General features: G+C 40.9%; 18 protein-coding genes. 12 read left to right on the top strand and 6 right to left on the bottom strand.

Translation table 11 applies throughout. The features are described from left to right. The first annotated feature begins 355 nt into the window (after window positions 1-355). The 4 genes from V5804_RS01370 (at window position 356) to V5804_RS01355 (ending at window position 3,944) form a co-directional block, all read left to right on the top strand. Window positions 356-1,444: an acyltransferase family protein gene (locus V5804_RS01370; RefSeq protein ID WP_369589581.1), complete on the top strand. Its 1,089-nt coding sequence runs from the start codon at window positions 356-358 to the stop codon at window positions 1,442-1,444. A gap of 207 nt (window positions 1,445-1,651) precedes the next feature. Further along, a complete protein-coding gene (locus V5804_RS01365) occupies window positions 1,652-2,449 on the top strand; it encodes a glycosyltransferase family 2 protein (RefSeq protein WP_369589580.1) in 798 nt (265 codons plus the stop codon). A 162-nt stretch (window positions 2,450-2,611) separates the two neighbouring features. Next, on the top strand, window positions 2,612-3,733 hold the full coding sequence (locus V5804_RS01360; protein WP_369589579.1) for a glycosyltransferase family 2 protein: 1,122 nt from the start codon (window positions 2,612-2,614) through the stop codon (window positions 3,731-3,733). A gap of 79 nt (window positions 3,734-3,812) precedes the next feature. After that, entirely contained in the window at window positions 3,813-3,944 is a 132-nt protein-coding gene (locus V5804_RS01355) for a hypothetical protein (protein WP_369589578.1), read from the top strand. Here V5804_RS01355 and V5804_RS01350 read toward each other — a convergent pair. The 4 genes from V5804_RS01350 to V5804_RS01335 all read right to left on the bottom strand — a co-directional run bounded on the left by V5804_RS01350 (window position 3,941) and on the right by V5804_RS01335 (window position 9,555). Further along, a complete protein-coding gene (locus tag V5804_RS01350; RefSeq protein WP_369589577.1) occupies window positions 3,941-5,050 on the bottom strand; it encodes a glycosyltransferase family 2 protein in 1,110 nt (369 codons plus the stop codon). The two genes, V5804_RS01355 and V5804_RS01350, sit on opposite strands and share 4 nt — an antisense overlap. Window positions 5,051-5,290: 240 nt before the next feature. Further along, window positions 5,291-6,217, bottom strand: coding sequence for a glycosyltransferase family 2 protein (locus V5804_RS01345; RefSeq protein WP_369589576.1), 927 nt, complete (start codon window positions 6,215-6,217; stop codon window positions 5,291-5,293). Window positions 6,218-6,320: 103 nt separating this feature from the next. Continuing rightward, entirely contained in the window at window positions 6,321-8,144 is a 1,824-nt protein-coding gene (locus tag V5804_RS01340; protein ID WP_369589575.1) for an ABC transporter ATP-binding protein, read from the bottom strand. A gap of 121 nt (window positions 8,145-8,265) precedes the next feature. Further along, window positions 8,266-9,555, bottom strand: a complete 1,290-nt coding sequence (locus V5804_RS01335; RefSeq protein WP_369589574.1) for an aminopeptidase P family protein — start codon at window positions 9,553-9,555, stop codon at window positions 8,266-8,268. 150 nt (window positions 9,556-9,705) lie between these two features. Between V5804_RS01335 and V5804_RS01330 the strand changes: the two genes are divergently transcribed. From V5804_RS01330 to V5804_RS01305, 6 genes are all read left to right on the top strand, one after another. Further along, a complete protein-coding gene (locus tag V5804_RS01330) occupies window positions 9,706-11,076 on the top strand; it encodes an OmpA family protein (RefSeq protein ID WP_369589573.1) in 1,371 nt (456 codons plus the stop codon). Window positions 11,077-11,140: 64 nt separating this feature from the next. Further along, entirely contained in the window at window positions 11,141-11,287 is a 147-nt protein-coding gene (locus V5804_RS01325; protein WP_366518133.1) for a DUF6728 family protein, read from the top strand. Continuing rightward, window positions 11,284-11,667 (top strand): RidA family protein, encoded by a 384-nt coding sequence (locus tag V5804_RS01320; RefSeq protein WP_369589572.1) that lies wholly within the window; start codon window positions 11,284-11,286, stop codon window positions 11,665-11,667. Before V5804_RS01325 ends, V5804_RS01320 begins: the two co-directional genes overlap by 4 nt. 56 nt (window positions 11,668-11,723) lie before the next feature. After that, window positions 11,724-13,829: an ATP-dependent DNA helicase RecG gene (gene recG, locus V5804_RS01315; protein WP_369589571.1), complete on the top strand. Its 2,106-nt coding sequence runs from the start codon at window positions 11,724-11,726 to the stop codon at window positions 13,827-13,829. 51 nt (window positions 13,830-13,880) lie between these two features. Next, window positions 13,881-15,266: a M20/M25/M40 family metallo-hydrolase gene (locus tag V5804_RS01310; protein ID WP_369589570.1), complete on the top strand. Its 1,386-nt coding sequence runs from the start codon at window positions 13,881-13,883 to the stop codon at window positions 15,264-15,266. Window positions 15,267-15,318: 52 nt separating this feature from the next. Further along, the gene (locus tag V5804_RS01305) at window positions 15,319-16,608 is read left to right on the top strand and encodes an MFS transporter (protein WP_369589569.1); all 1,290 of its coding nucleotides are present in this window, start codon (window positions 15,319-15,321) and stop codon (window positions 16,606-16,608) included. Between the two features lie 261 nt (window positions 16,609-16,869). Here the strand turns inward: V5804_RS01305 and V5804_RS01300 are convergent, their stop codons facing one another. Both V5804_RS01300 and V5804_RS01295 read right to left on the bottom strand, forming a co-directional pair. After that, window positions 16,870-18,159, bottom strand: coding sequence for an HAD-IB family phosphatase (locus V5804_RS01300; RefSeq protein WP_369589568.1), 1,290 nt, complete (start codon window positions 18,157-18,159; stop codon window positions 16,870-16,872). Window positions 18,160-18,282: 123 nt separating this feature from the next. Then, window positions 18,283-18,669 carry an acyl-CoA thioesterase gene (locus V5804_RS01295; RefSeq protein WP_369589567.1) on the bottom strand — a complete coding sequence of 129 codons (387 nt, stop codon included), beginning with the start codon at window positions 18,667-18,669 and terminating at the stop codon, window positions 18,283-18,285. Between the two features lie 389 nt (window positions 18,670-19,058). Here V5804_RS01295 and V5804_RS01290 point away from each other — a divergent pair, with 389 nt between their 5' ends. Both V5804_RS01290 and V5804_RS01285 read left to right on the top strand, forming a co-directional pair. Further along, a complete protein-coding gene (locus V5804_RS01290) occupies window positions 19,059-20,078 on the top strand; it encodes a glycosyltransferase family 2 protein (protein WP_369589566.1) in 1,020 nt (339 codons plus the stop codon). Window positions 20,079-20,184: 106 nt separating this feature from the next. Beyond that, entirely contained in the window at window positions 20,185-21,468 is a 1,284-nt protein-coding gene (locus tag V5804_RS01285) for an ABC transporter ATP-binding protein (RefSeq protein WP_369589565.1), read from the top strand. The last annotated feature ends 43 nt before the right edge of the window (window positions 21,469-21,511 follow it).

Raw genomic sequence — 21,511 nt, 5'->3', positions numbered from 1 at the left:
GGAAGTGAAACGGAAACTAGCTTAGCAGGAAAGCTTAATTACGAAATATACCGGGCCTTACTATTTTTATAATAGCAAGGCCCTTTTTTTGTGATGCTTCTTTTACCGGGTTAAATAGGATGTTTTTTAAATAAACTTAATGGTTAACGGGCCTGTTTAAATTGCCATCATAAAAATCAACCATGCTTCTTTTATGCCCATAAATTCTGTTTGTGGATTTTATATTGGTACAGAACAACAATGATTTTTAGGTGGTAAAAGAAGCATCGAAAATAAATCGGATCAGCTTTAAACAAGCACTTAAAGTTATTAGATATAAATATTTTTAATCCTTAAATCGTATAAGTCAATCTATATGGATCAATCTGTTCGTGCTAAAAAACCTTCCGGTACTGTAAATTATAGTTTTGTTGATACCATCCGTTGTATTTCCATGATGGGCATCGTGTTCCTGCATTGTTCTGTTTTTTGGTGGGTAAAATATACAAATTTCTCAGAAACACTGATTGAAACGGCAGTCATGCAAATTTTAAAGTTTTCTACCATTGCGTTTTTTTTAATTGGCGGGTTTTTGATCAACCATAAATTTAACGAATACAGTGCCGGGCAGTATTTAAAAAACAGGTTCAATAATACAGTCAAACCCTGGTTGTTTTGGGTAGTTGTGTTCTTCGTTTTAGATGTTGTTGGCCAGTTGACTATTTACTTTCGATATGGCAGTAACGATGCTTTTGATAATTTACCGGCATTTTTGCTTGGAGAGACCGGGCATATTTTGTTTTATACTTCTTATTGGTTTATTCCCAATTTTTTAATTTGTATTTCTTTGCTTTTGATCTTCAAAAAGTACTTGTACAATAGGTGGTTAGGTGTATTTTTGGGGGCTTTGTCTGTTTTTTATAGTATAAATTTATATGGCGCCTGGGTTCCTACCGAGCATTCTACCGCTTTGTTCGGGTTTGTGTTTTATTTGTGGCTTGGTGTAATGCTAAACAAACATTTCGAAAAAGTAATGGCCTTTATCAATAAAACAGCCTGGAGCACACTGATCCTGATAAATATCATCTTCTTTGTTTTGAGCGTGGCAGAAGGGGTTTACTTAAACCGGTTGGGTTCGGGGGATTCGTTTGATACATTAAAGTTTACAAATATTCTTTATTCTTTAAGCATGTTTGCTGCTTTGTTAAAAATAGGGGGCATAAACATCATACAAAAAAAATTAAACCCAAGGCAAACAACTTTTGGGATTTACCTGGTTCATCAGGTATTGATTGTCAATGTACTGCCGTTGATTTTTACCCCTTTAAAAATCAAAAACACAACGTTTGATTTAAGCGGCAGTATCATTTATACACTGGTACGTTTTGTAATAGTTTATGTGTTAAGCTTTTTGTTAACTGTAGGCATCGGCAAAACCAGGATGAAATGGGTGGTAGGGCAGTAGCAGTTATTGGACGTTTGGCAGTGTACAGAATAGCATTTTAGAAACTTGTTTAAATTATACAGGTAAAAATGGCCATGCTTCTTTTACCATATAAAAATTGGTGTCTGCATCAATTTAAATAAATCAAAAACTACCTGTTTGCTATTTTTAGTGGATAAAAGAAGCATGGAAAATAATTCGGGAAAAATTTAAACAGGCTCTATTTAAATGAACGAGGAAAAGTTAACGATAGCAGTATTGGTTTCTACCTACAACTGGCCCGAAGCATTAGATTTGGTACTGCTCAGTTTATTAAAGCAAACCCGTTTGCCCGACGAAATACTAATTGCCGACGATGGCTCCGGGCCGGATACCAAAGCATTGATAGACCATTACCGAAGTTTGTTTCCTGTCCCTGTGAAACACGCCTGGCAGGAGGACAAAGGTTTTAGAAAATGCCTCATTTTAAACAAAGCGGTTAAATTATCAGAAGCAAGCTACATCATTGAAATTGACGGCGATATTATTGTAAACCCTAAATTTATTGCTGATCATGCGCGCGCTGCATCAAAAGGTTATTTTGTGCAAGGAAGCCGGGTGATGCTTACCGAGGCAAAAACCCAAGAGATATTAAAAACCGGACAAATCAACTTTCATTCGCTGTCTAAAGGCTTATCAGGTAGGTTTAATGCTATCCGACTACCTTTATTGTCTGTATTCTTTAATCCCGATCCGCAAAGTTCATGGAATATAAAAGCATGTAACCTGGCTTTCTGGCGTGATGATTATATCCGGGTGAATGGTTATTATAATAATTTTGAAGGCTGGGGCTGGGAAGATTACGAGTTTGCCGCCCGACTAATAAACGCTGGTATCCTGAAAAAACGCTTAAAAATGGCTGCCATCAGTTACCATATTTTTCATAAAGTACATCATCGCGAAAACTTTTTACCTAATGAGTTGATCTATCGCCGGACAATAGCAGAGAAGCTTACTTACTGTAGCAGCGGTTATCAAGAAGTTTAAAAAACAGCCGCGATATTATTATGGCGGTATAAAGTAGTAGCTTATGGTTTTATACCTGTTAAGCCAGAAAAATTTAGATTTAGCTTCATTATCCAAAAATATTATTTAGTTTCCGTGATCGTTATAAAATAATACAAATTCATCTTTTTAAATTTATTACTGTTGATCTCTGTAAGTATTGATGTTGTTATTCCTTCTTATCGTGTTGATGAGCAATATTTATTGCCGATACTTCAATTAAATGTGCCCGACAACGCTGTTGTAAAGTTTTATTTGGTAATTGATAATCCAAATGTTACAATCCCTCCGGATATTCTATCCATAGTTGATAATGAAAGTATCTTTTTGATCATTAATGAACGAAACATTGGCGCAGCATCAACTCGTAATGCGGGTATCAACGCAGGTAAAAGCGACTGGATATTATTTTTAGACGATGACATTGTAATTGAACCTAACCTGCTCAGCGTTTATCGCGATGCAATACTTAAACACTCAACTGAGATTGGTTTTATAGGCTTGGTGAACTTTAATGAGCCTGCAAACAGTTTTGATAAGGCGGTTCAGGCCAGTGGTTCGATAGATATTTTTAGCGTTGCTGCCCGTAGGCCGTCCTTTGCATGGGGGGCAACTGCAAATATGATTGTAAACCGAGCCGCCATGGGCCATATCCGGTTCGACAAAATTTTTCCAAAAAACGGAGGTGCTGAGGATATAGATTTCTTTCTAACCGTGCGGCAGCAAAACCAGTTTAAAAACTACCTTAGTTTACCTCAAGCAGCCGTTACACACCCATGGTGGGGTTTGGGCAAGCCAAATTTTAAAAGATCATTCAGGTATGGCAGGGGAAGCGGTGTGCTTTACAAAAAAAAACCGGCATATACTTATTATGACTTTTTAAATACGGCCGAAATCTTATTTATAATACTGACAGTTTTATTGATTAGTGCTATAATACCTAAATTTTCTGTTACATCAATTTTGTTATTTACCGTCGGTTTATTAATAATAGAATTTATAGCTAATGCCATACAATCGTTAAAAAGAAAATCAGGTTTAAATTTATTGACCGTGTTTTATTTAATGCTGTTGCGGTTATCCTACCAATTTGGGCTGTTATTTCAAAACCTGTCCTACATTAGAATAACCGCTATTGGTCTGCGTTTTAATGATGACGGCAGTATGAAAAAAACGCGGTTCTATCGTGCCAACAGTTATAAAATTGTTAAATGGGTTTTATACCCAGTACTTATTTATCTTTTAATCAGGCTTAAACCTGATTAAAATATTGAGGATAGGGCTGGGAAGATTACGAGTTTGCCGCCCGCCTGATCAATGCCGGCATCTTAAAAAACGCTTAAAAATGGCAGCCATCAGCTACCATATTTTTCATCCGCAGCACCACCGTGAAAACTTTTTGCCCAACGAACTGATCTACCGGAAAACAATAGCAGAAAATTTGTCGTATTGCAGCAGCGGCTATCAGGAGGTTTAAAAAAGCAGTAGGGATATTATGATGGCGGTGTACAGTATCAGTTTGATAATTTTATACCGGTTAAACCTGAAAATCTTAGATTTGGTAACATTGCCTAAATAGTTAAAGCGTTCTCCGATACCGGCCAGCCTAAAACGGGACAGATTGCCTGTCAAAATTCCAAACTCGTATATATTTCGCAAAAGCATTACATTAAATGCTGTAACCAATTTTATTTTTCGGGTTTTGCGTTGTACCCTTACTATGTTCACGATATATTCAATGCCTACCGTAGCTAAGGCAAAGAACGCTATATATTGGCTGAGCAGAAGGTTTATGGGCAATGCTATAATGGCTGCCAGTATGGAAAATAGTAATGTTTCTGATGTGTTTAAAAAATCATACCATTTATACTGTGAAATGCGCTCGCCAAGATGGCTATTGCCGATACCATAGCGATAAAAGCGGTCGTAGTCTGTTTGCCCGTTTTTCCACCAGGGGTGTTCTACGTATGCTGCGGGCAAACATTTATAATTTTTAGACCCGTTGAGCTGCCTCACCCTTAAAAAGAAATCAACCTCTTCGCCTCCGCCTTTTTTGGGATAAGCAGATGAAAAGCGGACATCGCCTACCACGCTGCGTTTGATCATGATATTGGCAGTGGCACCCCAGGGGTAAGATTCGTAGTTGCGCGCCGCACTGAAAATACTCATAGCGCCATCAGCATCAACGGCTTTGGCAAAGGAAGTTGGCGGCGGCGGCATATCTACCAAACCGATAAAACCTATTTCGTCCGGGTATTTTTCGGCAGCCTGGGCATAAGTAAGTAAAATATCAGGCGTAACTTCTATATCATCATCTAAAAACAAAATCCAATAGCTATGTCCGGCTTCTATGCCCCGGTTGCGGGTAGCCGAAGCACCCATATTTTGTTTGTTGATTAACAAAGAAACAGTTTGGTTATCTACCAAGTTTTGTATAGAACGATCAATAACGATGTCCGGGTTATCGGCAATAAGATAAAAACGGATGGTTGCATTGGCCGGTTTTTGAAGCTTGAGGATAGGCAACAGGGTTTCCGGAATTAAACGAAACGAAGGAATAATGACATCAATACTGGTAGGCATGCGCTGTGTTTCTACAAAAATAAATAATTACATCCTTCATGTTCGGGCCCGTTTAAAATTTACTTATCCAAGTCCCGATGCTTCTTTTATCACCTAAAAATTGGTGTGTGCAAAGTTTTTATTTTTTTTAGGTTGAGACAAACTCCAATTTTTATAGGGTAAAAGAAGCATCAATATTTTCTTCTTGTATAAATTTAAACCAGCTTTTAAACGTGCCAATAATAAATACTTGCACCAATTTTATGGCTGTTTGTCTTTCTTTTTGTAAGCACTCCAAATGGCCGACGATAAAATAGTTATCGTATTGGTTTTTTTTGAAAGCGGATGGCTTAACAAAGCGGCAATTGTATTTTTATTATTACGGTCAATAGAATTTCTCACCATCCAATATTGCTTGTATTGCTTTTTAAATGCCTTGGTATAGATCACGTCATCAATTAAATTTTCCCTGTACATCCAATTGATGATGTTCAGTTCTTCTATAAAATTTAACCCGCTTTTATAAGCATTGCCGCTTACGTCTCGATCGTGTTTCCTGAAATAGCTCAAAACTTTTCCACTGATATGGGTCTTACCTTGCTTTGCGATTTGGATCCAAAAAAGACGGTCGCCGGAAAATTTGTAGGTTGTAAATTCCGGCGATACATGTTTAAATGTTTCTCTTTTAAAAATAGCCATACTTGCATTGTAAATGGCCACTTTTATAGCCAGATAATCCTGGATAAAAGCTTTGCTTTCTACCATTTCGGCCAAACAACGATGGGTTGATTGCCATTTTATATCATTATAACCATTGATGCAAGACATTTGGCAATAACTGATCACGCACTGGTCGTCCTTCCTCACGCCTTCAACCAAAGTTTCTAAAAGAGAAGGTTCGCACCAGTCATCACTTTCGGCAATCCAAACATACTTTCCTTTTGCAAGGTTAATGCCTTTTTCCCATTGCAAAAACGGGCTTCCGCTATTTGCATCGTTGAACACAATATGGCTGATCTTTGGGTTTTCGGTGTAAAATTCTATTATTTCTTTGCTGTTGTCCGAAGAACAATCATCTAAAATAATCAACTCAAAATCCTGGAAAGTTTGATTGAGCACCGTGTCTATCCTTTGTCTCAAAAACGGGGCATGGTTGTAATTGGGGATGATAACAGAGACTTCTATCACTTGGATTAAGGTTGATTGTAATTATCTAAATATATAATGATGATAAGCCCTTTTTGCAATGCTTTTGTTGTAAAAAAGTTGTGCCATCTGTTTGCTTTTCATCTTACTTATCAAAAGTTTGCATATCAATCAGCCTTTTGTACAAACCATTTTTATCAATCAAAGCCTGATGGTTGCCTTGTTCCACAATTTGCCCGTTTTCTAAAACTACAATCTCATCTGCATTTTGAATGGTGCTTAAACGGTGTGCAATAATCAACGAAGTGCGGTTTTTGGTGAGGTTGTTTAAGGCATCCTGCACCAATTTTTCCGATTCGGTATCCAAGGCCGAAGTTGCTTCGTCCAGCAGCATGATTGGCGGGTTGCTTAAAACGGCGCGGGCAATACTGATGCGTTGTTTTTGTCCGCCCGAAAGTTTGGAGCCACGGTCGCCAATGTTGGTTTGGTAGCCGTTTTCGGTGTTCAAAATAAACTCGTGCGCGTTGGCAATTTTGGCGGCCGCTTCAACCTGCGCCTCTGTAGCATTTGGTTTGGCAAAGGCAATGTTGTTGAAAATGGTATCGTTAAATAAAATGGATTCCTGGTTTACAACGCCCATCAAAGCACGTAACGAATCCGTTTGGATATGTTGGATGTCTTTGCCATCTATCAAAATCCTTCCTTTGGTTGGTTCGATAAACCGCGGCAACAAGTCCATCAATGTAGATTTCCCGCCGCCGGAAGGGCCAACCAGCGCAATGTTCTTTCCTTTTTGTATGGTCAGCGATACTTCTTTTAGCACCTGTTTTTCATTGTAGGCGAAGGAGACATTTTCCAACCGGATGCTGTCTGAAAAAGTACCGATAAAAACAGCATCGGGCGCATCGTTGATTTTTGGCTTTTCATCAATCAAATCCAAAACACGTTCGCCGGCAGAAATACCAGAATGGATATTGCTAAAAGCATCAGAAATGGCTTTGGCCGGGCGCATCACCTGCGAAAACAGGATGATGTACAAAATAAAAGCTTCTGGGGTAAGCGCATTGGATTGATGGTTGATGATGAGCGAGCCGCCATACAAAACCACGCCCGCTACCATCGAAACGCCCAAAAATTCGGACATGGGCGAAGCCATTTGCTGCCGTTTGGCCATGGAGCGGATGATACGCGAATAGCTGTTGTTTTCGTTGCTGAACTTTTGCTTGATAAAAGCAGTAGCGTTAAAGGCTTTGATGATTTTGATCCCTGACAAAGCTTCGTCCAGATAACTGATCATGGTGCCGTAAGATTGCTGCGATGCCGAAGCCTGTTGCTTCAAACTTTTTACGATGCGCGAAATTACAAAAGCCGAAACCGGAATCACCAATAAGGAAAACAAAGTGAGTTTGAAGCTGATTAAAAACAGCATCACGATGTAGGCAATCAATTGGAACGGTTCTTTAAAAACAACTTGCAGCGTCCCGGTAACCGAAAATTGAACAACTTGAACATCGGAAGCAATTTTAGAAATGATATCGCCTTTGCGCTCGTTGCTGAAGTAGCCCAAATGCAGGTTCATCACGTTGTCAAAAACGGCTTTGCGCAGGTTAAGCAGTGTATGGATGCGCAGGTTTTCCATAATGCGCTGCGAAATATACCGAAAAAGGTTGCCCAAAAAAGTAGCAACGATAATGGCAATGCAAACAAATTTCAGGGCATTTAAAAGGCCATAATGAAGGTTGGCATATTGCACATAATAAGTAAAGGTATCTACAATAGACCAGAGGGTTTTAGGCTTTGCGATCAATGTTGCCGTTCTGTTTTTGGCAAACAACGTGGTTAAAAGCGGAGCAACTAAAGTTAAGTTAAGCGTATTAAAAATAACCGATAAAATGGTAGCGATAACATAAGGAATAGCAAATTTTTCGATCGGTTTGGCAAAAGAAAGCAGGCGGAAATAGGTTTTCATTCAAAACGTTAAGCCTGCAAAATTAAGAAAATATTGGAGGTTGGCAGAAAACCGCTTTAGCTTCACGATCAATCCGTTAGTTTAATATCATCTTTTCGAATGCTTCTTTTACCGGCATAAATTAAGGGTTCATCAACTCCTCGATATGCCCGGCTTCCAACGGAATATCAGCCATCAAGTCCACCGTGCCGTTTTCGGTGATCAGGATATTGTTTTCCAAGCGGATGCCCAAACCTTCGGCCGGGATATAAATACCGGGTTCAACGGTCAATACATTTCCGGCAGCAAAAGGCGTGTACCTTCCGGCAAAATCATGCACATCCAAACCCAAATGGTGCGAAGTGCCGTGCATAAAATATTGCTTGTACAAAGGCATGGCCGGGTTTTGTTTTTCCACGTCGTGCCTGTTTAGCAAACCTAATTTAATCAGTTCCGAAGTCATAATCTTGCCCACTTCTTCGTGATAGGTATTCCAAACCGTTCCGGGCTTTAAAAGCTGTGTGGCTTCTTTCATCACCGTTAATACCGATTGGTAAACGTCTTTTTGCCTTGCGGAAAACCGACCGCTTACCGGAATTGAGCGGGTGCAATCGGCATTGTAGTTGGCGTATTCGGCACCAAAATCCATCAAAATCACATCGCCCGAACGGCACAAGTGGTTGTTGTCGTTGTAATGAAGGACAGTTGCATTGATGCCGGAAGCGATGATCGGGTTGTAAGCATGGCCACTGCTGCGCTGCCGGATAAATTCATGGATGATTTCGGCTTCGATCTCGTATTCTGCCACGCCGGGCTTCACAAATTTTAACACCCTAAAAAAAGCATCGCGCGTAATCTGGCAGGCTTTGCCGATCAGTTCAACTTCGGCCTGGGATTTTACCGCACGCAGTTCCCTAAAAATTGGTGCCGCACGATAATACTGGTGCAGGGGGAACTGCTCCTTTATTTTTTGGATGAAACGCAAGTCGCGGTAAGGCACTTCATGCTGGTAGCGGTCGTTTTCATTGGTGTTGAGGTAGATGTTTTCTGCATAAAAAACAACGGAGGCAAAAATCTGGTCAAATTCGTGCAGCCAGAAAACCGTTTTGATACCGGATGCTTTTTCGGCCTCTTCTTTGGTGTATTTATGGCCTTCCCAAACGGCAATCAGTTCGTTGGTCTGTCTTAAAAAAAGTACTTCTTTGTATAGTGGATTGGGACAGTCGGGGAAAAGCAGCAAAATGCTCTGTTCCTGGTCTATCCCGGTTAAATAAAACAGGTCGGCGTTCTGTTTAAAACTATGATTTTGGTCGCCGCTGCGCGGAAATTCGTCGTTGGAATTGAGCAGGATTAATGAATTTGGTTTTAATTTAGAACAAAAACGCTTTCTGTTCGTATAAAAGACATCATTAATTATAGGTTCATATTTCATTGAAAAACAAAAGTTTATGTTAGGAATAGGTATCTTATATGTTAATTTAAAAAATTAAATATAAAATGGAACGGAGTTTGGTACAACGAATCAAACTTAATAACTATTTTTGGAAAAAAAATCACAATTAAAATCGTTAATCTTAAAACTATGAATTATTCTACATTAAAGAAAACAGTCGTGTTGTCGATTGCGTCTTTGATGGGAGTTGTTGCAGCCCATGCACAAACCTCTTCAGATTCGACTACAACCGTCGCCCCCGGTTCAGCAAAGGTATTTGGTGGAAAGGCTCAGTACAGGACATTTAGTATCGGTGCAAACGCTGGTGTTTTATCGCCAACGCTTTTTTTCGGTTCTAATGATTTTACCAAAAACAATTATGAATTGGGTTACGGTATTTCATTAAGAGAGCAATTGGCCCATGCTTTTGGCTTGGAATTGAATGTAATGCGTGGCACCATCTCCGGCGACAACAGCAGGAATATTTCTGGTGCACAGAATGGCAGCCGCGATGGTTTTAGTGCTTTCAAAACAGAATTGGCTTACTATGCCAACTTGATGGGCAAAGTTAATGTAGGTAATATCAACTACCTTCATAGAAAAAATGTAATAAACTTCTTCGTTACGGCTGGTGCCGGTTATGCAGGTTATGCCCCTAAAGTTACCCTTGCCAACGGTACTGTAGTTGATTATAAAGACCATGCAGCAGACGGACACAAATACATCCACGAATTAGTTATCCCGGTTGGTGCCGGTGTAAAATTCAAACTGTCTGACGGTATTGCTTTAAACTTAGGCTACACAGCCAATTTTGTTGATGGCGACAACCTGGACGGTGCTTCCGTTAGATATCCTACAAAAGATAAATTTTCTTATGGCTACGGTGGTTTAGAGTTTACTTTAGGCAACCCGGCAAAACCAAACTTAGATTGGGTAAACCCTGTTGCCCTGATGTATGACGAGTTGAAAGACCCGACATTGCGCCAGGAAGTAGAAGCTTTAAAAGGCCGTGTATCCAATGTTGAAAAATCAGTGGACGACCTGAAAAAAGATTCTGACGGCGATGGTGTTTCTGATCAGTTTGACAAATGTCCTGGTACACCAGCTGGTACTATTGTTGATGGTTCTGGTTGCGAAATCAAATTCCCTAAACCGGATACTACTGCTGCTGCCACTCCGGGCACTTATTCTAATATTCAGTTTGAGTTTGACAGTTCTGTATTGCGGACTTCTGCTTACCCAACTTTAGATAAAGTTTCTGCTGATTTGAGAAGCAATACAACCATGACGATCGAGTTAGACGGTTATGCTTCTTCTGAAGGTTCTGCCGCACACAACATGCGCTTATCTAAAGACAGGGCAAATTCAGTTAAAACTTACTTAGTTAACTCTGGTGTGGATGCTAAACGCTTGAAAATTAAAGCTTATGGCGAAACCAACCCAATCTCTGATAACTCAACCGAACAAGGACGTGTACTAAACCGTCGTGTTGAATTTAAATCAGCAATGTCTGGTATGTAATTAATCAATTAATTCTTATAAAGGGGTTCAGATTTTTCTGAACCCCTTTTTTTATATTTGTACAATGTATTTTTTCAGAAAAAAGGATAAAAACAGGCCCGATAATTTTAACCTCAGGGCAATGCACTTCATTAATAAAATGGCCATCATTATATTTTTGCTGGGCATTATCTGGAAACTGATTGATTGGTTTATATTGAAAAGAAAATGAAAACAATTATCAATACCAAAGAAGCACCGCAGCCCATTGGCCCGTACAACCAGGCTGTTGCTGCCGGTGGTTTCCTGTTTATTTCCGGCCAAATTGCGATTGATCCAAATTCCGGGCAATTAGTTACTGAGGATATTACCACAGAAACCCACACCGTTCTTAAAAGCCTGAAAGCTATTTTAGCCGAAGCTGGTTTAAGTTTTGACCACATCGTTAAAACCACCATTTTTCTTTCGGACATGAATAATTTTGCTTTGGTGAACGAAATTTACGGTTCGTATTTCTCCGGGAATTTTCCGGCGCGGGAAACGGTCGAAGTATCGGTGCTGCCAAAAAATGTGAATGTAGAAATTTCGGCTATCGCAATTAAATCTTCCTAAAACTGTTGATACTGTTTTTACCGGCATAAAAACAGTATGTAATAATTCAATTTTTTTTGAACGAATTTTTTGAAACCCCAATTGAATATTTAAAAGGCGTTGGCGTAGCACGGGCAACGGCTTTAAAAAAAGAATTGGGAATAGCCTCGTATGGCGATTTGCTGCAATATTTCCCCTTCAAATACATTGACCGTACCCGTTTTTATAAGGTAAAAGAAGCATCGGCAGAAATGCCTTACGTTCAAATTATTGCCCGCCTCACCCAAAAAGAAATTATTGGCGAAAAAGCTGCCCGCCGTTTGGTTGCTGCTGCGCAAGACGATACCGGCCAGATCGAACTGGTTTGGTTCCAAGGAATTGCCCGCGTTTTTGATAATTTGATGGTTGGCAAAGCTTATGTTTTTTTTGGCAAACCAACTTTCTTCAACAATAAACTCCAGATCGCGCACCCGGAAACAGAACTTTACAGTGCAAACCCAACCAAAAGCAGTGGGAGCCAGGCTTTGCAACCAGCTTATAATTCAACCGAAAAGCTAAAAAAGTTTTTGTTAGATTCTAAAGGAATTCAAAAATTAGTTGCGGTTTTGCTGGAACAGTATGGCAGAAACATCAACGAGAATTTGCCCGATTATTTGCTGGAAAAACACCGTTTGATTGACCGTGCAAAAGCGTTTCAGCAAATTCATTTTCCTGCTGATTTTGGGCAGCTAAAAGAAGCATCCAAACGCCTGAAGTTTGAAGAGCTTTTTTTCCTTCAGCTTAAATTACTTAAAAACAAAATTTTTAAGACGCAGCAATTTAAAGGAAACATTTTTGGCAATGTCGGCAATTTCTTCAACGAGTTCTACAATCACAAATTGCCGTTCGCATTAACTTCGGCACAAAAAAGAACGCTGAAAGAAATCCGTTTTGATACGCAAAAAGGCGTGCAGATGAACCGTTTGCTGCAAGGCGACGTTGGCAGCGGCAAAACAGTTGTTGCATTAATGAGTATTTTGCTAGCGATTGATAACGGTTTCCAGGCTTGTATGATGGCGCCGACGGAAATTTTGGCCAGTCAGCATTACCAATCGTTAAAACAATTGTTGGGAGAAGGTTTTGTTGAATTTGCTTTGCTGACCGGATCAACATCAAAAAAAGAAAGGCGCATAATCCATGAAAACCTGGAAAGCGGCAAACTGCATATCTTGGTTGGCACACATGCTTTGATCGAAGATAAAGTGCAGTTTAAAAACCTCGGATTTGTAGTGATTGATGAGCAGCACCGTTTTGGCGTAGAGCAACGCGCAAAATTATGGCGTAAAAACAGTATCCCGCCGCATATTTTGGTAATGACGGCAACGCCAATTCCGCGCACTTTGGCCATGACTTTGTATGGCGATTTGGACGTTTCGGTAATTGATGAATTGCCGGCCGGACGAAAACCTATCGAAACCAAACATTTTTATGAAAGCAGCCGCCTGCGTGTTTTTGGTTTTATGAAGCAGGAAATTGCCAAAGGAAGGCAGGTTTACGTAGTTTATCCGCTGATTAAGGAAAGCGAAAAGCTGGATTTAAAGAATCTGATGGATGGGATCGAAGTGATGTCGCGCGAGTTTCCATTGCCCGATTATCGCATCAGCATTGTTCACGGCCAGCTTGCGGCAGCAGACAAAGCGTTTGAAATGCAGCGTTTTGTAAAAGGCGAAACGCAGATTATGGTGGCCACAACGGTGATTGAAGTTGGCGTAAATGTGCCCAATGCTTCGGTGATGATTATTGAAAATGCAGAACGTTTTGGTTTGTCGCAATTGCACCAGCTACGCGGAAGGGTTGGCCGCGGTGCCGAGCAATCGTATTGTATTTTGATGAGCAGCCAGAAGCTATCCAAAGATGGCCGGACGCGGTTGGAAACGATGGTGCAAACGAACGATGGTTTTGAAATTGCCGAAATAGATTTGCAACTGCGTGGCCCGGGCAATATTGAAGGCAAGCAGCAAAGCGGCGTTTTGGATTTGAAAATAGCCAATTTGGTGGAAGACCAGCCGATACTGCTCAAAGCGCGGCAAGCCGTTGAAGCGATTTTTGAGGAAGACCCGCAATTGCTGCTCCCCAAAAACCAATTGCTGCAACAACATTTTGCAGAAAAAACGCAAGGTTTAAGCTGGAACAAAATCTCATAAAGATTTTCGCAATTCGGCACAAATTTTAACTTTGCTGACAAAGCCCTTTTCATGAAGTTTAAATTTCTACTTTCTATTTTTATCGGCAGTTCTTTAGTTGCATCGGCTCAAAACCCGGATTCGGTTTATCTCAGAAAAATTTTTGATGAAGAATTGGTCAACGGTCAGCCTTACCAAAACTTGCACTATTTGTGCAAGCAGATCGGGCCGCGTTTAAGCGGATCAGCAAATGCGCAAAAAGCAGTGGATTGGACGAAAAAGCTGATGCAGCAATATGGTTTCGACCGTGTTTTTTTGCAGGAAGTAATGGTGCCACATTGGGTTCGCGGCGAAAAAGAGCAAGCAAAAATAGTATCGGGCAACCAGCAAATTTCGGTTCCGGTTGTCGCGCTTGGCGGTTCGGTAGCAACAGCAAAAAATGGTTTAAAAGCTGAAGTGGTTGAAGTGCAAGGCATTCAGGAACTAAAAACTTTGGGCGAAAAAGCAATCAAAGGTAAAATTGTATTTTATAACCGTCCGTTCGATCCGCGTTTTATCGAAACCGGCGCAGCTTACGGTGCAGCAAGCGACCAGCGTTTTCGCGGCCCGGCAGAAGCAGCCAAATATGGTGCAGTTGGCGTGATTGTAAGATCAATGACAGAAATTATAGATGATTATCCGCATACCGGCGCAACAGCTTACGAAGAAGGCGGAAACAAAATCCCGGCGGCGGCCATTTCTACCAAAAGCGCAAATTTGCTGAGTTCAATATTGAAGCAGCAAAAAGGCGTTCAATTCTACCTCAAACAAAACTGCCAGACTTTGCCCGATGTGCTTTCTTACAACGTCGTCGGCGAAATAAAAGGGACTGAAAACCCAAACGAGTTTATCACCGTTGGCGGCCATTTGGATTCCTGGGATTTGGCCGAAGGTGCGCACGATGACGGAACCGGCGTTATGCAATCGGTAGAAGTACTGCGGATTTTTAAAGCGTTAGGTTACCGGCCTAAACATTCTATCCGCGCCGTGCTGTTTATGAACGAAGAAAACGGGCACAAAGGCGGTTTAAAATATGCCGAGCTGGCGCAAAAAAACAACGAAAAACATTTGGCCGCCATCGAAACAGATGAAGGCGGGTTTACGCCGCGCGGGTTTTCTTTCAGCGATGTGCAGCCAGCCGTTTTGCAGGGAATGATCAAAAACTGGAAACCGTTGCTGGAGCCTTATGAAGTAGAACGCCTAACCAAAGGCGGTGCCGGAACAGACATCGAACCGTTAAAAGAAACGATGCCAAACGTAATTTTGATTGGCTTCCGCCCGGATTCGCAGCGTTATTTTGATATACATCATACCGCAAAAGACGTTTTTGAGAACGTGAACAAACGCGAACTCGAATTGGGCGCAGCCTCCATCGCTGCTTTAATCTACCTGATTGACCAGCATGGTTTAACATTTTAAAAAACAAAAACGAAGCTGCAATGCTTCTTTTATCACCTAAAAATTAGTATTTGTGCCCGACGAAGATTCGAAACCTCTCATCAAACCCGACCCTTTTGCCGCGCTCCGTTTCAAGGAGTTCCGTTCCTACCTGGCCATGCGTTTCTTTTTAACGTTTGCTTACCAAATGCAGGCCGTTATCGTTGGCTATTATATTTACCAATTAACAAAAAGCGCTTTGGCGTTAGGCATGATCGGTTTGGCCGAAGCTATTCCTTCCATCGGTATCGCTTTGTACGGCGGTTATGTGGCCGATAAATCAGAAAAAAAAGGATTGCTGTTGATGATTTTCTCCGTGATGTGGGTTTGCTCCGGCATCATGCTGCTCGTAACGTTGCCAACAGCACGCACTTATTTGAATACGCAACACATTGTGGTTATCATTTACGCCATGATCTTTTTTATCGGCCTGGCGCGCGGCTTTTACGGGCCAACCGCTTTTTCTGTGATGACGAGGATTATCCCGCGCGAACTTTATCCAAACTCTTCTACCTGGAACAGTTCCACTTATCAAACTGCTTCCGTTTTAGGCCCGCTGGCTGGTGGTTTGCTGTTCGATCATTTGGGTATTTCCGTTACTTTTTCTTTTGTGGTCGTTTTTATCACCACGGCCATCATCGCCATCCTCACTTTAAACCGGCACGAACCGGAATTTGTGCCGAAAGAAAGCATTTACAAAAGTCTGTCCGAAGGCATCAGTTTTGTTTTTGGCAACAGGATGTTGCTGGGCGCGTTAAGCTTGGATTTGTTCTCCGTGTTTTTTGGCGGGGCCGTGGCTTTGCTGCCGATTTTTGCCAACGATATTTTGAAAGTTGGCGCAGAAGGTTTTGGGTTGATGCGCGCCGCCGATTCTGTTGGCGCCGTATTGACCATGCTGGCCATGACACGCCTTTCTCCCATGGGAAAACCCTGGCGAAATTTGCTGGTTGCCGTAACCGGTTTTGGGATTTCTATTATTTGCTTCGGTTTATCGAAGAACTTTTACCTTTCGCTTTTCTGTTTGTTTATGTTGGGCGCGTTTGATAGCGTAAGCGTTTTGATCCGTTCCACCATTATGCAATTGCTCACGCCCGACCAAATGCGCGGCCGTGTTTCCGCAGTAAATTCCATGTTTATTGGTTCTTCCAACGAGATTGGCGCTTTTGAATCTGGTGTTACGGCGCGCTTGATGGGCACGGTAACTTCGGTTATTTTTGGCGGAACGATGACACTGGTTGTTGTTTTGACTACTTTTTTCAGGACCAAAAAATTAGTGCCGATGCAATTGAGCGAAATTAATGCACCGGAAGTGGCAAAAGCGTAACTATCAAAGTTTTAAGGTACTTTTTAAATTTTAATAACGGAATTATCAATGCTTCTTTTATCACCTAAAAAATGGGCGAATATTTGGTTTTGTTTGGATTGATGCAACACCAATTTTTATAGGGTAAAAGAAGCATTGGCAATTTTTTTGTATAAATCTAAACAGGCTCTTATCCTATCAGATTTTGTTTGTCAAGCTGGGCTTGTCGAAGTCTCCTTGCCACATTCATTATACTGTAATGCTTCTTTTACCGCCTAAAAATCAATACAACAACCTAAACTTGATCGTATGCTCAATCGCTTTCAATTCTGTTAAAACCTGCGGATCGTAACCGGCATTTACATCGGTAATTACATAGCCAATGCGCGGGTTGGTTACCAAAAATTCGCCAACTATATTGATTTGATGAAGTGCAAAAATAGCATTGATCTTGGCCAAAATTCCGGGAACATTTTTGTGAATATGGATCAACCGGTGTGCGTTGTTCACACGCGGCGGCTGTAAATCCGGGAAGTTGGCACTGGTGTGCGTTTTGCCTTCGTTCATAAAATCCATCACCCGTTTCGGGATGAAATCGCTGTTGCGCGGGTTGTGCTTGATGTCGTCAAAAATGATGATGCCTTTTTCGCAGGCAAAATCGCAAATGCTGCGGTGTGCTTTGCCAAAGCAACCGATTACTTTCAGGCGTCCGGCTTTTTCCAACTGCTGTTCCGTTGGCTGCGTGTCTTCATCACAAAACAAGATGCCGGCTTCCTGCAAATACTTATCTTCAATTTTTGCACGAATGCGGATGTTGTAACCTTCTTTTCCCAACTGGATCACGGCTTCATCGGCAACATCGCCAACCACCAAACATTTAATGCGGTTTTTGGGATAAGAAATGGCGCGCGAAAACTTGTTGATGTACAAAAACTCGTCGAAACTGGGCGTAACGTAATCGGCTTTTTCGACAATGGTTTTTCGTTCGATGTTCTCCGTAAAGGCAAAAAACTTTTTGATCAGCCCAAATTCTTTCAATTGGAAATCCGAATGCCCGTCGCCGATGCCAAACAGTTCGCCTTGCAAATCCAGTTGGCGCAGCAATTTTACTTTGCCGCCTTCCTGCGAAAGCGGGTTTTCGGGATCGTAGCCAATAATGTTTCCGTGTTCATCAAACACAAAAGTATTGGCATAAATATTTTCGGTTTTGATGAAATATTTGGTTACCACCGGCGTAATAAATTCTTTAAAACCGCCCGAAACGATCAAAACCTCATCGCTGTGTTCTTTAAAAAAGTTGCGGTTGCGCGAAAAAGAAGCCGAAACTTTTTTGCGCAAATGCTTCACCAATAAATCCAAATGGCTGCGGTTAGCCTGCAATAACTTCACCCGGCCGGCCAGACTTTCGGAAAACGACAGGTGGCCTTCCATCGCTGCATTGGTCAAATCTTCAATCTGTTTGTATATTTTTTTCCGGTCGGGATGGTCTTTTAGCGAAATACGGGCAAGTTCGTCAAGCGCTTCAACTTGTGTAAAAGTACTGTCGAAATCAATGATGAAATACTGGGGCATAAGGTAGGAGGTTTGGGGTTTGGAAATTAGGTATCAGGTATCAGCTTCTGCCTTAAACTATAAACTATCGGCAATGAACCATGAACCATCAACAATGAACGATCAGCCATCATGCTTCTTTTATCAGCCTAAAATTGGTGTCGGTTTTTTGTTTTCATCAACGGCAACAAAGGTAAACTCGCCGTGGATGGCGCGGTAACGCACATCTTCGTACATCTGCTCGACAAAAATTTCCACCATTACTTTCATGCTCGTCCGGCCAACATAGATCACGCGGCCAACCAGTTCCATAATCGTTCCGGCCGGAATTGGCACGGTGAAGTTGATCTTATCCGAAGAAACCGTAACCAACCGTTTGCGGCTGAAACGCGTGGCCGTTATAAAAGCCACCTCGTCCATCATCATCATGGCCGTGCCGCCAAAAAGCGTATCGTAATGGTTGGTGGTGTTGGGGAATACGGTTTTAAAAACACGCGTTACAGAATTTTCGATGCGTTCGTCCAAAGTCATCCGCAAAAGTAAATTTAATAGTTGAGTTTGTATTTTTCTGTGGATCGATCATTTAAAAAACACCATATAAATAAGTAACCAGATTTTTTTAATGCTTCTTTTATGCCTATATTTTTTAGGTTTGTTTTTTTAAAAGGTACAAAGTATAGAAACCTTGCTGTTTTTTAGGGCGTAAAAGAAGTATGCAAACCACATCGAATAAAATTTGAAGAAGCACCGAGACGTTGTTAAAAAATATTATTATTGTATGGTTTTTTAAATGCCCGGTCTTTATTGCCCTAATTGTAGCTGTTTCTTAACCGATTACATTTGTTAATATTATTATTGTTGATAATATTATAATATATTTTTTAATTGTTGCCAACGATACCTGTTTTGCAAAACGTACTATGAATGATCGGATTCCTGACGCCCCACCTATAATATTGCCGGTAACTGCTATTGATGAGTCAGCGCGTCCGCAATGGTCAGTCATGATACCAACTTATAATTGTATTGCATTTTTAGGCGATACGATAAAAAGTGTACTTGCTCAAGACCCCGGCGAGGCGAAAATGCAGATAGAGGTGGTGGACGATTGCAGCACCGACGGCAATGTGGCTGCTTTGGTTGAAGCATTGGGCAAGGGGAGGATAAAGTATTATAAGCAAAAACAAAACAGGGGCAGTTTGCGGAATTTTGAAACCTGTTTAAACCGGGCAAACGGACATTGGGTGCATCTGCTGCATGGGGACGACAATGTGGAACAGGGCTTTTATCAGGAAATAGAAAGCTTGTTTTTGGCAAATCCGGAGGCTGGCGCTGCTTTTACCAACTTCTCTTTTATTGACGGCCAAAACAATAAGTTAAATATTGATACACCTATTTTGTCAAAAAAGCCGGGCGTTATTAAAGATTTCCTGTTTGAAATAGCAGGCCGTCAGTTAATCCAGCCACCGGCAATTGTAGTAAAAAGAAGTGTTTACGAAACTATTGGCAGTTTTTATGCGGTGCATTACGGCGAAGATTGGGAAATGTGGGCCAGGATTGCTTCCCGTTTTCCGGTGGCCTACTCGCCCAAAAAATTGGCTTATTATCGGGTTGCTTATAATTCAGGAATAAGCCATAGCTCGTTTTTAAGCGGTCAAAATACCCATGATATTATTAAGGTTGTTGATATCATCCAAGGTTACCTCCCGGTTTCACACCAAGGAAAACTTAAAAAAGAAGCGCTCGTATATTATGCCGTATTTTGTATCAAAGTGGCAAACACTCTATTGCTGACCAATAAAGAGGCTGCTTTTTTGCAGGCAGAAGGAGCTTTTAAGATGCATAAAAACTTAAGGACGTATTTTTGGATGTACCGCTTTTACCTGATGCATTTATTAAAGTTTAAGCAGGTACAAAAAATGGTTAAGTCAAATTTATAAATCTATTACCGGCAGTTATAAAGTATTTATTCATAATCTTAAATAGCACTAAGCAATACTACCTTTTACTCATTTAAACATAAAGCTCATCATCTTAGGTTAAAACATGTCTACAGTTATTAAAGTTGAGAACCTTTCAAAAGTTTACCGTTTGGGTGAAGTTGGAACCGGTACGATTTCAAGAGACTTGGAACGATGGCTGGCTAAGGTGCGCGGCAAGGAAGACCCTTTTTTAACTGTTGGGGAAGTAAATGACAGGACCAAAAAAGGAAGCAGCGATGTAGTTTGGAGTTTAAAAGATGTCAGTTTTGATATTAAACATGGCGAAGCAGTTGGGATTATTGGTGGCAATGGTGCCGGGAAAAGCACTCTATTAAAATTATTAAGCAGGGTAACAGCACCAACTTCGGGCACTATAAAAGTAAAAGGTAAAATTGCAAGTTTGCTGGAAGTGGGTACAGGTTTTAACCCGGAACTAACCGGCAGGGAAAACATCTATTTAAACGGAGCCATTTTGGGCATGCGGAAAAAAGATATTGCAAGGCATTTTGATGAAATTGTAGATTTTTCAGGCGTAGAACGTTATATAGACACGCCGGTAAAACGCTATTCGTCAGGCATGTATGTCCGTTTGGCGTTTGCTGTGGCTGCGCACTTGGAAACTGATATTATGATCATTGACGAAGTTTTGGCTGTGGGTGATGCCGAGTTTCAAAAAAAATGTATGGGCAAGATGAGTGAGGTTTCATCTGAGCAAGGCCGTACAATTTTATTTGTCAGCCATAATATTAACGCTATAAAAAAACTTTGCTCTAAAGCCATCTGGCTTGATAAAGGCCGGGTTTATGCAGATGGAAATGTAAACGTAGTAGCCAATCAGTACATGGGCGCCATCCAGCAAAAAGCGCCAAAACAAAAATTTTATACGATAAAAGAAGCACCGGGAAATGATTTGATAAAAGTTCTTTCAGTTGAACTTGTTCCATATCTGCCAAATCCTGCTGCCGCCATTGATATTCGGACTGCCCTTACCATAAAATTCAGGTTTTACAATTTTAGCAATCAAGTGATGTTATCAACCGACCTGATGCTTTACACTTTATTAGGGGAATGTATTTTTAGTATCCCGTCTCAGCCTATGGTTTTTAATGAAGGAATGTTAGAAGGGGAATGTACTATCCCCGGAAATTTGCTTAATGACGGCTCTTATTTTATAACCATTCTTTTTGTAAAAGACACTTCTGTTTATTTGTATAAGCATGAGTCATGCCTTTTTTTCGATGTTGCTGATTACCGTGAAAATGAAAACAGGATTGATAAATGGCCCGGGTTTGTTCGTCCTGCTTTACCGTTAGTGTTAAAACCATCTGAAACAAATGATGAACTTTAAACCATCATTTTAAAACTACAACCAATTAATTAAATTTTGCAAA

The sequence above is a fragment of the Mucilaginibacter sp. genome, from assembly GCF_041088075.1.
GTDB lineage: Bacteria > Bacteroidota > Bacteroidia > Sphingobacteriales > Sphingobacteriaceae > Mucilaginibacter_A.
This window is presented reverse-complemented; position numbering and strand designations above follow the sequence as displayed.